General features: G+C 39.5%; 11 protein-coding genes. 6 read left to right on the forward strand and 5 right to left on the reverse strand.

The window, feature by feature from the left end; all coding sequences use genetic code 11:
* Positions 1–368: 368 nt before the first annotated feature.
* The 4 genes from VB733_RS26165 (at position 369) to VB733_RS26180 (ending at position 5427) form a co-directional block, all read left to right on the forward strand.
* Positions 369–1784, forward strand: coding sequence for a nicotinate phosphoribosyltransferase (locus tag VB733_RS26165; RefSeq protein ID WP_323342977.1), 1416 nt, complete (start codon positions 369–371; stop codon positions 1782–1784).
* Positions 1785–1837: 53 nt separating this feature from the next.
* On the forward strand, positions 1838–2434 hold the full coding sequence (locus VB733_RS26170) for a nicotinate-nucleotide adenylyltransferase (RefSeq protein ID WP_323342978.1): 597 nt from the start codon (positions 1838–1840) through the stop codon (positions 2432–2434).
* Positions 2395–3141 (forward strand): NUDIX hydrolase, encoded by a 747-nt coding sequence (locus tag VB733_RS26175; protein ID WP_323342979.1) that lies wholly within the window; start codon positions 2395–2397, stop codon positions 3139–3141. The genes VB733_RS26170 and VB733_RS26175 overlap by 40 nt, the downstream gene beginning before the upstream one ends.
* A 537-nt stretch (positions 3142–3678) precedes the next feature.
* Positions 3679–5427 carry an NAD+ synthase gene (locus tag VB733_RS26180; RefSeq protein ID WP_323342980.1) on the forward strand — a complete coding sequence of 583 codons (1749 nt, stop codon included), beginning with the start codon at positions 3679–3681 and terminating at the stop codon, positions 5425–5427.
* Between the two features lie 553 nt (positions 5428–5980).
* On the opposite strand, the gene VB733_RS26185 is transcribed toward VB733_RS26180, so the two are convergent.
* Positions 5981–6232: a hypothetical protein gene (locus VB733_RS26185; RefSeq protein WP_323342981.1), complete on the reverse strand. Its 252-nt coding sequence runs from the start codon at positions 6230–6232 to the stop codon at positions 5981–5983.
* 33 nt (positions 6233–6265) lie between these two features.
* Positions 6266–6811 (reverse strand): GNAT family N-acetyltransferase, encoded by a 546-nt coding sequence (locus VB733_RS26190; protein WP_323342982.1) that lies wholly within the window; start codon positions 6809–6811, stop codon positions 6266–6268.
* A 321-nt stretch (positions 6812–7132) separates the two neighbouring features.
* Between VB733_RS26190 and VB733_RS26195 the strand changes: the two genes are divergently transcribed.
* Together VB733_RS26195 and VB733_RS26200 are read left to right on the forward strand one after the other, a co-directional pair.
* The gene (locus VB733_RS26195; RefSeq protein WP_323342983.1) at positions 7133–8206 is read left to right on the forward strand and encodes a GHMP kinase; all 1074 of its coding nucleotides are present in this window, start codon (positions 7133–7135) and stop codon (positions 8204–8206) included.
* Positions 8193–9080 carry a UTP--glucose-1-phosphate uridylyltransferase gene (locus VB733_RS26200; RefSeq protein ID WP_323342987.1) on the forward strand — a complete coding sequence of 296 codons (888 nt, stop codon included), beginning with the start codon at positions 8193–8195 and terminating at the stop codon, positions 9078–9080. Before VB733_RS26195 ends, VB733_RS26200 begins: the two co-directional genes overlap by 14 nt.
* 84 nt (positions 9081–9164) lie before the next feature.
* Here the strand turns inward: VB733_RS26200 and VB733_RS26205 are convergent, their stop codons facing one another.
* From VB733_RS26205 to VB733_RS26215, 3 genes are all read right to left on the reverse strand, one after another.
* Positions 9165–11072, reverse strand: a complete 1908-nt coding sequence (locus VB733_RS26205) for an alpha/beta hydrolase (RefSeq protein WP_323342984.1) — start codon at positions 11070–11072, stop codon at positions 9165–9167.
* 128 nt (positions 11073–11200) lie between these two features.
* Positions 11201–12217, reverse strand: a complete 1017-nt coding sequence (locus tag VB733_RS26210; RefSeq protein WP_323342985.1) for an LD-carboxypeptidase — start codon at positions 12215–12217, stop codon at positions 11201–11203.
* Positions 12218–12252: 35 nt separating this feature from the next.
* Positions 12253–14023 (reverse strand): CBS domain-containing protein (locus tag VB733_RS26215; RefSeq protein ID WP_323342986.1); only part of this gene is annotated, 1771 nt, incomplete at its 5' end.

Here is a 14023-nt window from a genome sequence, read left to right on the forward strand (position 1 = left end):
CCTCCTACCTTGCCATAACGACAATTTTTAACACCGACCTACTTAGTTTACACTACCTAGCAACCTAAAATTGGCGGGTGAATTTGTCAATTATTAACTCTATTCTCAACTAAAGGTGAAAACTGTCTTTCAGCCTTAGTTCCAAGAATCATTACCGTTAACTGAAGCCTATTGCTTGATAAATAGCCTCGGAGTAATTAGTCAAGAAAATACCATTAAAAAATATCAATTTCTAAATCAATACAATATTACTACCACTCTCTAAAGCCGCTAAAGCCCTATTTACAAGTTTCTTTAGCAAACTCTTGACAGTTATTATGGTGAAACTTACCATAAATATTATAAGCATTCTCCAGGGGCGGTTGCCAATGACCACTTTTTCGGGCTTGGGCTATTTAGAGGCAAATCACTTAGAGATAAATATTCAGCCATCATTACTGGTGCAGGCAGCAGATGACTTATCTTTGCTGACAGACCTTTATCAATTGACAATGGCTGCATGTTATGTAGGAGAAGGAATCGAACAACGACGCGCCAGTTTTGAGCTATTTACGCGACGCTTGCCAGAAGGTTTTGGTTATTTAATTGCGATGGGTTTGGCGCAGGCGTTGGAATATTTGGAGAAACTGCGATTTACACCTGCACAAGTCCAAGCATTACAGCAAACGGGAATTTTTGCCCATGCACCGGAAAGATTTTGGCAGTTGTTGTTAGAAGTCAAATTTACGGGTGATGTCTGGGCTGTGGCGGAAGGAACAGCAGTATTTGCCAACGAGCCATTTTTGCGAATCGAAGCACCACTGTGGCAAGCGCAGTTAGTAGAAACTTATTTACTAAATGTGATTAATTACCAAACTTTGATTGCCACGAGAGCAGCCAGAATGCGCGATGTTGCCGGAGAGTCGGCGACACTACTGGAATTTGGGACACGACGGGCGTTTAGCCCCCAGGGTGCGGTATGGGCTGCCAGGGCTGCTTTAGCTGCGGGTTTTAATGCCACATCGAATGTATTAGCGGCATTGCAACTGGGAGTGAAACCGAGTGGAACGATGGCACATGCTTTGGTGATGGCACTGGCGGCAATGGAAGGAAGCGAAGACCAAGCTTTTGCAGCATTTCATCAGTATTTTCCCGGTTCTCCCTTACTAATTGATACTTTTGATACAGTTGCGGCGGCGGAAAGACTAGGGTTGAAAGTGAATAGTGGAGAGCTTGAATTAGCTGGAGTGAGGTTAGATTCAGGCGATTTAGTTGAGCTATCAAAGCAAGTGCGATCGCATCTTCCTAATGTGCCTATTTTTGCTAGCGGCGATTTAGATGAATGGGAAATAGCGAGATTAAAGGCGGCGGGTGCGGAAATCAATGGCTATGGATTAGGGACAAAATTGGTGACAGGTTCGCCTGTGAATGGAGTTTATAAACTAGTCGAGATTGATGATATTCCCGTGATGAAACAATCGAGTGGAAAAGTTACGCATCCCGGGCGCAAGCAGATATTTAGGACTGTGGTAGATGGTAAAGTGACAGCAGATAGATTGGGATTAATGGATGAAAAGACAGCCAATGAGCAGCCTTTATTAGAGATATTTATGGAACAAGGAAAGCTATTGCGATCGCCAGAAAATATAGAAACAATTCAAAAGCGAACATTCACAACAGTAGCAAGTCTACCGGAAGAAGTACGCAGAATTCAAGACCCGATAAATCTGCCCGTGAATATCTCGAATCAGCTAGCAGACTTAACTCAGAAAACGATAAATAAAGGAATAGTTAATAGGAAATAAAAAGTCAAGATTAAAGATGACCAATAATTTCTTTTTTCCTCTTAAATAAAATCATGCGAATTGCTTTATTTGGAACTAGCGCCGATCCACCAACTGCCGGACATGAAAAAATATTAAGATGGTTATCATACCGTTTTGACTTAGTGGCGGTATGGGCAGCAGAAAACCCATTTAAATCCCATAAAGCTTCATTGGAACATCGCGTGCGAATGCTGCGACTCTTAATAGATGGCATGGAATCCTCCCGTCGTAATGTATTTTTAGAGCAAGACTTAAGCAGCTTGCGAACTCTGGAAACACTTGAAAAAGGCAAGCAACGATGGGGAAATGCTGAATATACTGTAGTCGTTGGTTCCGACTTGCTAATGCAGTTGCCACGGTGGTATCGAATTGAAGATTTGTTGCGACAAGTTCAACTTTTGGTAATACCACGCCCAGGATATGCAATAGATGAAACTAGTTTGCGAGGAGTGCAACAACTAGGAGCAAAAATTGCGATCGCATCTTTAACTGGTTTAGATGTATCCTCCACATCCTACCGGGAACAAGGTGATTCTAATGCCCTCACTCCACTTGTAATTGACTATATTAATCAACAGCATTTGTACAAATGCCAGGACGCAATTCAAACAAGCCTGCACGTTCATTAAATCAACAACCTTTAGCTGATTTTAAGGTGGGAGTTGATAATGTCATTTTTTCTGTAGATACTGCCCAAAATCGGCTCATGGTTTTATTAGTGATGCGGCAGCAAGAACCATTTCCTAATTCTTGGAGTCTACCTGGTACTTTAGTCCGACAAGGTGAATCTTTGGAAGACGCGGCATATCGAATTATGTCGGAGAAAATTCGTGTCAAAAATCTTTATTTGGAGCAATTGTATACTTTTGGAGGACCAAAACGTGACCCTCGTGAATCAATTGATTGTTATGGAGTGCGTTATTTATCGGTAAGTTATTTTGCGTTAGTGAGATTTGAGGAAGCTGAATTGATTGCTGATGGAGTTACAGGAATTGCCTGGTATCCTGTCAAGCAAGTGCCACAATTAGCATTCGATCACAATGAAATTTTGGCATACGGACATCGGCGTTTACGTAATAAATTGGAATACAGTCCTGTGGCTTTTGAAGTATTACCTGATATGTTTACTTTAAATGATTTATATCAGTTATATACGACAGTTTTAGGTGACAATTTTTCCGATTATTCCAATTTTCGCGCCCGACTACTCAAATTAGGATTTTTGTGCGATACCGGAATTAAGGTATCACGTGGTGCAGGTCGTCCGGCAAGTTTATATAGGTTTGATGCGGAAGCTTTTGCACCTTTTAAGGATAAACCTTTAGTTTTTATTTAGGTTTAGCTATTGGGAATTTAAAGTGGATAATCACTACGAGAAAACAGATGTGGAGAGTTTTTAATCATCAGTGATGCACAGGAAGTAATACCAATTTGAAAAAAGTATGCGACAGATGAATTTTGTAGATAGGTGTTAGCGTGTCACTTTGCGACTCAGTTCCTCTGTTAGCTCTTAGGGTTCCCGAAGGGTAAGAGGCTATATCGCGTCTCATATTCTGGATGTATTGCCAACATTTTTTGAATCGGTATAAGATAAAAAGCTGAATTTTATGTTTCTAGTAACTGGGTTTCTAGCCCTTTTCCTGGTAGGAATGGGGTTGGAACTAGGTGCTAAAATCACATCAATTCAAGTCTTAAAAAATGCCATATCTAGATAAAAATAGAAGATTTAAATTCTGATGTGATAGAAAATATGTATCGGAATTTTGCTTAATTATTTTATTAGCAAAGAAATTAAATATTGACAGGAAAATTATCATTCCTCATTTCTCTAAGGATAGACTAACTCAGAACCACAAACCATTAACCGAAAATCATGAAAATTGCGATCGCACAACTAAACCCTATTATTGGGGATTTATCTGGTAATGCTCAAAAAATCCTCGCGGCTGCCCAAAAAGCTGCAACCGCAAAGACAAGATTGTTATTAACTCCAGAACTATCATTATGTGGATATCCACCCAGGGATTTATTATTAAATCCTAGTTTTGTTGCCGCAATGGGAACAACATTACAACAATTAGCAAGCGATTTACCAAGTAATTTAGCCGTATTAGTCGGTACAGTCGAAGAACATTTGGAAGCCCCTAGCAATGGTGGCAAAAGTCTCTACAACAGTATGGCTTTACTCGAAAACGGTAAAGTCAAACAAATCTTTCATAAACGTCTTTTGCCAAGCTACGATGTCTTCGATGAACGTCGTTACTTTGAACCAGGTTTGGAAGCTAACTACTTCACCCTTGATGATATTGATATTGGTGTAACAATTTGTGAAGACCTCTGGAATGATGAAGATTTTTGGGGTAAACGCAGTTATGCCATTAACCCAATTGCAGATTTAGCAATTATTGGTGTTGATTTAATTATCAATTTATCTGCGTCACCCTATAGTGTCGGCAAACCAAATTTTCGCGAAAGAATGCTCAAACACAGCGTCATCCGCTTCCAACAACCAATGATTTACACCAACCAAGTTGGCGGCAATGATGATTTAGTCTTTGATGGTAACAGTTTCGCCCTCAACCGCAAAGGCGAGCTAGTTTGTCGCGCCCGTGGTTTTGATGTCGATTTAGCCTTTTTAGAATTTGACTCCGAAAAACGTGACTTACAACCAAGTTCCATGATTCCGGCTCCCGCCAACGAAGATGCAGAAATCTGGCAAGCATTAGTCTTAGGTGTGCGTGACTATGCCCAAAAATGTCGTTTCTCCAAAGCAGTCCTCGGTTTAAGTGGTGGCATCGACTCCGCCTTAGTGGCGACGATTGCTACTGCTGCCCTGGGCAAAGAAAATGTCCTGGGTATCCTCATGCCATCTCCCTACAGTTCCGACCATTCTATCAGTGATGCGATCGCCCTCAGCCAGAATCTTGGCATCAAAACCCAAACAATCCCCATTGGCGAACTCATGAAATCCTTCGATAATTCCCTGGCGGAGATGTTTGCAGGTACGGAGTTTGGACTCGCTGAAGAAAATATTCAATCACGCATTCGCGGTAATTTATTGATGGCAGTAGCCAATAAATTCGGCTATTTGCTGCTCTCCACGGGCAACAAATCGGAAATGGCTGTCGGTTACTGTACCCTGTACGGTGATATGAACGGAGGACTGGCAGTTATTGCGGATGTACCCAAAACCCGTGTTTATTCCCTCTGTAACTGGCTGAATAATCGGGGGACTCAAGGGGACTCAGAACTTGGAGACGCAGAGAAAATAATCAACCCAATTCCCCAAAATATTATTACCAAAGCCCCCAGCGCAGAATTAAAACCCGGACAAGTTGACCAAGATTCCCTACCACCCTACGATATTCTCGATGATATCCTGCAAAGATTAATACACAATCATCAATCTGCTGCCCAAATCGTTGCCGCCGGACATGAGGCTACAGTAGTGGCTAGAGTCATTCAACTGGTCAATCGTGCTGAGTTTAAACGGCGACAAGCCCCGCCAGGATTGAAAATTACCGATCGCGCTTTTGGGACAGGCTGGCGAATGCCCATCGCTAGTAACTGGCTGGCAGTAGAAAATCAGCAAAATACGACAAAGAAAACCTATGTGCAGTGATTATAATCACAATTTTTTTAAAGATTATACGGTGACACTTACTCCGCGATCGCGCTAAAACTGATATGGAAAATCTCAGCAAACTAAGTGTGAAAAAAAATACTCTGGCTTGGATGAATGCCAATTTTAAAATTGAGCTAAAAACTATACCCTTGAGTATCACTTGGTATAAACATTGTTATATCTTCTTGCACTTACTTACAAAAAAAGCGACTGAGATTTTGCTACTCCCAGCGCTTCCCCGTATAACTTTATACCAACCCACTTGTTTGCTGCAACATTTGAGGTTCGCACTACCTCTATAGTTGAGGGGTAGTGCGAATATAACCTGTGGCAAACATTATGGTGAAGTGGTATCACTCCTTGCACAAATACAGAATATCGCTTGTGTAATTATTTGCGGAATCTGGTGAGTGACACTTTATTAACTGACACTAGTCAAAAACTCACAGTCCAAAATGAACAATCCCGAATATGGTAAGGTAAGACAAATAACAAAGCTGATGTTTTCGGAGATAGCTTCAAGGTATTGTATTGATCGTGCAGTTGATATTTAGCAACGTGCTGAACGTGGTAGCGTAAATTGCTGATGTTCTGCCGCGAATGTACCCCGAACCATCAGTAATGAATCACCTTCAAAGGTTTCTGCTACTGCTTGCATCGCAAATTGGAGACAATCCGGGCTAAAGTAGATCAATATTTCTGCGATCGCTTCAGGTATTTGTTCTAGAAGTGCTTGTAGGGTAAAATTTAGGTTGGGTGTAACCAAGTCAAATAGTTTCAGTTGCTGATCTTGAATTTCCAAGCAAGCTAAAGTATCAAGGTTGGGAAAGTAATATCAAGTTCTAGTGCATTCGTTGACAAGGAATAAAGCCTTGTGATTAAACACCCCGACAATATTGGATACAGCCGTGCGTGTTTCTAGGAGTCGATGAATTAGCTTCACATCATCGCTATTTGTGATATTGAGCGATCGCATTCCATTTACACCGCCAAGGGAGTTATACTTAGCTTTAAAGCTATGTTCGGGGATGACACGGAAGCCAAAAGGTTGATAAAGTCCTGCTTGATCTGTTGTTAGTAGTAAAGTGTCATAGCGTTTGTCGCAGTAATCTAAAACTTCCTTCATCACTTCACGAAAATATCCGCGTCTACGGTATTCAGGATGGGTACACACAGCATGTATTCCGCCAACAATGACATCTTCCCCCATAATCCGCATGGGAATTTCTAAGACACCAATGTGGGTGATTAAGGTTCCGTTGTCGTCGGTGCGTGCGAAGGGTATGGAGACATTTTCCCAGACTCCACCGAGTTTTCGAGCTTGTTCTGCCAATGCATTGAGTTCTAGTTCGGGAAATGCGCTATCTAGCAGGTTAAACAATCGCGGACTCAGGGTACTATCTAGGGCAAATGAACGTTTAAATTTGTAGGTTTACATATTGAATGGTTAATATTAATGGTTAATAGAGGCTATTTATAAAGTAAATCTTAAGACTAAAGAAACCCGGTTTCTTGGATTTAAGTATCGAGCATCATCTGACTTTTTGATGAGAAACCGGGTTTCTCCCTACGCGACTATACTTAAATATTGACTTTGTAAATGGTTTCTTAGTGCTTATTATTTAAAAGCTAATTGTCATAGTAAATTTCCAGCGCGGGTGGAATATATCTTATTAGTCTAGGAATTGCTAATCGCTAATTTATGAAAATTTTTGTACCCGGAAGATTGTGTCTATTTGGAGAACATAGTGATTGGGCAGGATGTTATCGTCGCCAAAATCCAGATTTGGGAGTAGGCTACACATTATTATCAGGGACTAATCAAGGAATTTATGCATCAGTGAAACCGCATCCCCAGCAATTAATTTTGCGTACAACTTTGGATGATGGTAGCGAGAAAATTTGTACATTACCGATGGAAAAACAGACTTTGTTAGTGGAAGCTAAAAAAGATAGTTTTTTTAGTTATGCTGCGGGTGTGGCTTACCAATTTCTCACATATTTCCAAGTTGGAGGATTGGAAATCGACAATTATTGGACAGATTTACCGATTCAAAAGGGTTTATCGTCGAGTGCGGCTATTTGTGTGTTAGTTGCCAGGGCGTTTAATCAAGTTTATGACTTGAAGTTGACGTTACGCGGTGAAATGGAGTTTGCCTATTTAGGAGAGATTACCACACCTTCCCAATGTGGACGTATGGATCAAGGTTGTGCCTATGGAAATCGTCCCATTGCCATGATATTTGATGGCGATCGCACTGATATCATGGAATTGCATGTACCGAAAAATCTCTATTTTGTCATTGTTGATTTGGGTGCAAGTAAAAATACTCAAAAAATATTGAGCCAACTTAATCGGTGCTATCCTGTTGCTGAAGATGAAATTCAAGCCAATGTGCAGAAATTTCTGGGTAAAATTAGCTATGAATTTACCGAAGCTGCAATTAATGCTTTGCAAGCAGGAGATGCTAAGGAAATTGGTCAATTAATGCGACAGGTACAAGCTGAATTTGACCGCTATTTAATCCCTGTTTGTGCTTCCGAATTAACCGCCCCTGTGCTACACAAAATACTAGATTATGAACCAATTCAGGATTATATTTGGGGTGGAAAAGGAGTTGGTTCTCAGGGTGATGGCACAGCACAGTTTATAGTGAAAAATGAGGAAAGTCAGCAGCAAGTTATAGAAATAATTGAGCGCGATTTTCCACAGATGCAATGTTTGAAACTTATAATTTATACTAGTAATAAGGCTAGCAAAAATACCAGTGAGTAAGATTAAAAAAGCCGTAATTCCCGCCGCAGGTTTTGGAACCCGTTTGTTTCCGAGTACAAAGGTTGTCAAGAAGGAACTTTTTCCAGTAATTGATAAAGATGGGAGAGCAAAACCTGTTATTTTATTAATTATTGAAGAGGCTATTAGTGCTGGAATTGAAGAAATCGCGATTGTCGTCCAACCTGATGATAAAGCTATTTTTAAAAAGCTATTTAAGCGTCCACCAAGTGCCGAACTATTTGAGAAATTATCGCCAGAAAATCAAAAGTTTAGCAAATATTTAGTGGATATTGGTGATAGAATTACTGTGATAACGCAAACTCAACAAGAAGGATACGGTCATGCTGTGCATTGTGCCAAAAAATGGGTGGATAATGAGCCATTCTTATTAATGTTAGGCGACCATATTTACTCTTCCAAAATCCAACAATCTTGCGCCCGTCAATTGTTAGAAATTTACCAACAAGTTAATCATAGTGTGATTGGATTAAATATAGTTAATTCGGAAATATTGCATCAAGTGGGTTGCGTTACAGGTAATTGGCAAAAGCAAAATTCAATTCTTTCCATTAATCAAGTTGCAGAAAAACCTTCCCTCGATTATGCACGGGAGAATTTACATGTAGAAGGTTTAGGTGACGATGAGTTTTTAAGTATTTTTGGTTTATATGCACTGACACCAGCAATTTTTGATTGTTTGGAAGCTGATATTAATCAGAATGTACGACTGAAGGGAGAGTTTCAGTTAACAACTTGCTTGGATGTATTACGTCAGCGCGAAAAAATGGCAGGTTATTTAGTTGCCGGAACCTGCTTCGATATTGGTATCCCCAATGCATATTTACAGACTTTGAACGACTTCAGAAACCGCTAGTAATTTGTAGAAACGGGAAGTGCTTTGCTCTTCCCGCATATTTATGACGATTTCACATTTCTAGATGATTATAAAATAACAGAATTAGTAGTCTTTGCGATCGCGTGGTTTTCCTAGGATATCTACTTGATATCTTTCGGGTGCTAAAAAAGCCTTAATTCCAACATTATTACATTTCTGGGAAAGCACACTTAGCAACTTCGTTAACTTCTCGGCATCAGGTTCAACTGTTTGACTTTGTAAAGATTCCTGGATTAATTTGGGACTAATTTGACTTTCCAGCTTATCAACCAGTTCTTGACAGTCAGTTTCATCTTCTAAGGAGAATAACATGTCTTTAAATCCCAAAAAAGCTAATCTATATAATATTTTTTGACTCAATTTCCCATCAAAATAACCTCCATGCACATTTCTTCCTAAGAATAAATTATCAAATATCAAAAATAAGTTATCCCAAAAACTTAATACCTCTTTGTCTAAAGCTCTCGTTAAAATTGGTTCTACCTGATCATTATTATTGGTGACATCTTTATAATTAGTACAATCAAAGTATGTAAATAATCCTGCGACTGCAAGTTTTTGAGTCACAGGAGTATTTTTGGAATATAGCTCATCTAATGGCTTGTATCTATTATCAGAAACTATACAAATACATTTCATCGCACTATTCGGATTCTGATTAATACTACCATCCCTCGGATTTTGATTGGCAATCCCAAAATTTAATTTAGGAACCTCAATATCTTGCTTCAATAGTTTTGCATTTAAGCTATAACTATCATAACTTTCATCATAATCACGAACCACAACATTACCCAATCTAAAGCCTCTGTCATAAGTATTCGCTGGAAAACTTAAATAATTAGCGGCTGTTGAAGCCACTCGCAGCATAAAGTCTCCCTGATTGCTAAATAAATAAGACTCTTCAAATCGTCGAATGGAAGAACGTAAAACATTCGACCTTTCAGGCATAATAGTTTCAATGGGGATATCAGGTGAAGCGAGGACTAAACGACCTAAAGAAAAAGCATTTCCAAGTTCTAGAGATGGTTGATTTTCAGGACTATGCTGAGTTTGGATAGATTTTTCATCAAATACATCGGAAAGGATACGAATTACATTTGTTGTCACAAATGCACCCATACTATGACACATAAAAGATAGTTTTATCCCGGAATTACTATTAGCAAAAGTCTGTGATAACTTTTCTTGTTTCTGTGCTATCGTTACTCTTTCAGACTTATCAGATTCTTCGACGATCGCATTATCAATTTGTCTAATTAGTTCTACTAAATCTGGAACTCCATAATTTACAGCCCGATAAGAATCTCGGAAGTAAATCGTAGACCTCAGCAAAATTGCGGAGAATACAAAACCAAATAAAAAGGTAAAAAATGCTGTCACAAATACTAATAAACTGGCTAAAAAACTGGGATTATTTAATAATAAAGCTGTACCTGTAAAAGGGATTAAAAAAATTAGTAGTAAAGTAAACGAAACAATAATCCCTCGCAGGGAAGAATCCAAAACTGTTCTAAAGAAAATTGGTAAACTTTGAATTGCTTTAGCAACATTGTTTAGAAAAGACTCTGAATCTTCATCAGCTTTTAAAGCAATTGATTCTGAAGGCCAACGATATCCAATAAAAACAAGAGTTTTTTGACTAATGAATTTATCATTAAGAATGTATTGATAAATATTTTTTGTCCAGTCTTCAAAGTCTTTTTCCCCAGTGTTATATCCATGAATATGAATAATAATTTCTGCTTTCTCTTGATGTGCTAGCAAAAAATTAGCAATTTCTTTAATTGTCTCATCAGTTTTTTGGGGTTGACTTGTATCATCGCCTGTTTGAGCATTAGTATTTTCTTTGTAAATAGTTTCGACACTAATTGGGGCATTACTATTCACTAAATAACTAACAATATTAGAGGTGACTAGGGCTGGTTGCTCAAGCTGTATTTTCTTAATATCAAAGGGATAATCTTGCATATGCCTAAAAGAAATTTGCAATACTCAGTAATTACCAAAACAGAAATCAATATTAATACTGATTTATCGTCATATAGCTTCTAACTGAGGAGCTAGAATTTATCTCTGCGAAAAATAATTATGGATGACTAACTAACTGCTGGTTCTAGCATTTTGATTGTTCCGGAAACTGCATCTATCTCCACATCTACCCCTAAAGGCAAAGTAAATTTATCTTTAACATGACCAATCATTGAACCGTAAAAAGCGGGAATTTTTAACGGTTGAATATATTCTTTTAAGACTTGGTTTAACTTAAATGTCGGTTCATCACCTGGTTTGCAATTAGTACATTGTCCAAAAATAAATCCAGAAATTTGATTGAGAATCCCAGCATTTTTTAATTGAGCGAGCATTCTATCTATACGATACACATCTTCACCGATATCTTCCGCAAAAAAAATACGCCGATTCCATCCAGGTAAATATGGAGAACCCAACATCGAAGATAATACTGACAAATTACCACCAACAAGTTTACCCTTGGCTTTTCCCGGATTGATGACTTCGACTCTGGCTGCCTCTATATGATTGAGATTTTGCATGGTTACACTTCCAGCATCAAAAAGAATCGGCTTCAGATAGCTTAAAGTAAATTCATTCCAAGTTGATGTTGCCACTGCACCGTGAAATGTCACAATCCGACTGCGAGCATTTATTGCTAATAGTAATGATGTAATATCGCTATATCCCAGGATAATTTTGGGATGTTTGCGAATGTCTATATAGTTAAGTAAAGATAAAATCCGATTGCAACCCCAACCACCACGCATAGCAATAATAGCTTTCACTGACTTATCTGCAAACATGCGATTAATATCATGGGCACGTTGAATATCTGTCCCCGCTAAATATCCATATCTTTCTAAGATATATTTGCCTAACTTGACTTTCAGTCCTAAAGCCGCAAAAGTTTTAGTAGCATCTTCAATATCTTTTGCTTCAATAATACCTGCTGGTGCAACCAATCCCACGGTATCACCAATTTGCAAACGAGGTGGTTTAATGATTATTTGTGGGTTAATTTCCGCTTGAACTGTTGAGAATGAAAACTGAGTAGCTAAAGTTGTGATTCCAGCAATGGTAATAAATTGACGACGCTTCATTTTTTCAGGTACTTGCAGAGGGCTATATTAATTTTCTATTCTGCATTAATTGCACCTCTTACCAAAATTACCGTACTTTCCACTCCAGATGCGATCGCTTCGGGAATATTACCTTTGATTGCTTGTTGTAACATTCCTTCACGAGAGGCTCCAAGAACGACTACATCATAATGTCCCTTGCTCACTAGATTTATTACCCCTTCGCTAACTGATTCGGCTTTGACTGCTTCAGCAATCACCGTAGTGTAAAGCTGGCGGCGACGAATAATTTGTCGGATTGCGTCTTCTAATACCTTCATGTCGGGCTTGACTTCGCTGGGGTGAAAAACTCTAGTAAGACGAATTTTCGGCTCATTGCCTAAAGTAACTAATGCTGGTAATAATTTTATCGCTAGCCAAGCATTTGGTCCCCCAGCCATGGGAATTAACCAGTTGTTGAATTGTATTCCTGAGTCTTCGGTACTCACTGCTGGGTGTTGGCTAGTGGGTGTTGCAGGTGCTTCACCTTCTTGCCGACTGTGCTGAGTGCCGAGTTTTACTAGCATTACCTCACAGGTCGCTTGGCGAACCACAGTATCGACAACGTTACCAAATATACGACCGGGGGTATCTGTACTACCTTTCCATCCCATCAGCAGAATATCTATATGCCGATCGCTAATTGTTTCTAAGATGGCTTGGGCGACATCGTGGGCGACTCGAATTTGGGTGTGGATGGGGATTTGCCATTTTTTCCCTAAGACTTCTGTTTGCCGCAATAATCGTCGGCTTTGAGTGGTGCGAACTTGGGTTTCGGCGGGGGAACTGTAGCGAGGTACGAGGATTATTTGCACACACTCGATTTCATAATGCCGTTCCCTGGCGATCGCAACTGCCATTTTAATTAAAGTAGCGGCGGTGTCAGGATTGGCAATTGGTAATAATAATCTCCCTCTACCAATGCTGGGGGAACGGGTTTGATAAACAACGTATGAAGGCTCTGTGGGGGGTTTTTCCGGGTTTTCGCAGTTGAGATGATCTGCTTCTGTACGGATAATATCAGCACGGGTAATTATGCCAATTAATCTTTTACCTTCGACAACAGGTAAGCGGCTGATTTTATATCTATCTAGCAAATATAGAACATTACTCAAATTGTGGTAGGGTGTCACCGTGACTGGTTCCGGTGTCATAATTTGCCGCAATACCATTTGCTTGATGATTATGGATTTATCAAGCTCTTGATTGGGACTATCACCAGCCTTGAGCAAATCTGTTTGTGTGACAATTCCCACTAATCTACTGTCATCAACTACGGGAAAACCACGGTGATGCGATCGCGAAAAAGCCTGCATTGCTTCTTCAACTGACATCTCTGCATCTAAACTTTCGACTCGACTTTGCATCACTTCCCTGGCGGTTAATTTTGTGAGGATGCCTTCTGTGGAAGTTTTATATTCAATGTTAATACCCTTTAACTTCAGAAGTTTGTCATAAAGTGAACCGGGTACTAATTTGTCGGCGACGAGATACGATGTCACCGAACCAATCATTAATGGTAGGACTAAATTAAAATCGGTTGTCATTTCAAAGACAATGACAATTGCTGTAATTGGGACTTTAGAAACACCACTAAAAAATGCTCCCATTCCCGCCAAGGCATAAGTAGTCGGGGAACCTGCATGTAACAGATATTCCTGAAATGCCCCAATAATATGTCCCAAACAAGAACCTAAAATCAGACTGGGTGCAAATAATCCACCTGGTGCCCCCGAACCAAAGGCGATTAATGTTAAGAAAAATTGGACAATAAATGCGATCGCGGCG

The organism is Calothrix sp. UHCC 0171, from assembly GCF_034931845.1.
Taxonomy (GTDB): Bacteria; Cyanobacteriota; Cyanobacteriia; order Cyanobacteriales; family Nostocaceae; genus Brunnivagina.

What these genes read in the sequence shown, in the direction of transcription:
- VB733_RS26165 (WP_323342977.1), top strand. Translation starts at nt 369, where the DNA reads ATGACCACTTTTTCGGGCTTGGGCTATTTAGAGGCAAATCACTTAGAG.
- VB733_RS26170 (WP_323342978.1), top strand. Translation starts at nt 1,838, where the DNA reads ATGCGAATTGCTTTATTTGGAACTAGCGCCGATCCACCAACTGCCGGA.
- VB733_RS26175 (WP_323342979.1), top strand. Translation starts at nt 2,395, where the DNA reads ATGCCAGGACGCAATTCAAACAAGCCTGCACGTTCATTAAATCAACAA.
- VB733_RS26180 (WP_323342980.1), top strand. Translation starts at nt 3,679, where the DNA reads ATGAAAATTGCGATCGCACAACTAAACCCTATTATTGGGGATTTATCT.
- VB733_RS26195 (WP_323342983.1), top strand. Translation starts at nt 7,133, where the DNA reads ATGAAAATTTTTGTACCCGGAAGATTGTGTCTATTTGGAGAACATAGT.
- VB733_RS26205 (WP_323342984.1), bottom strand. Translation starts at nt 11,072, where the DNA reads ATGCAAGATTATCCCTTTGATATTAAGAAAATACAGCTTGAGCAACCA.
- VB733_RS26210 (WP_323342985.1), bottom strand. Translation starts at nt 12,217, where the DNA reads ATGAAGCGTCGTCAATTTATTACCATTGCTGGAATCACAACTTTAGCT.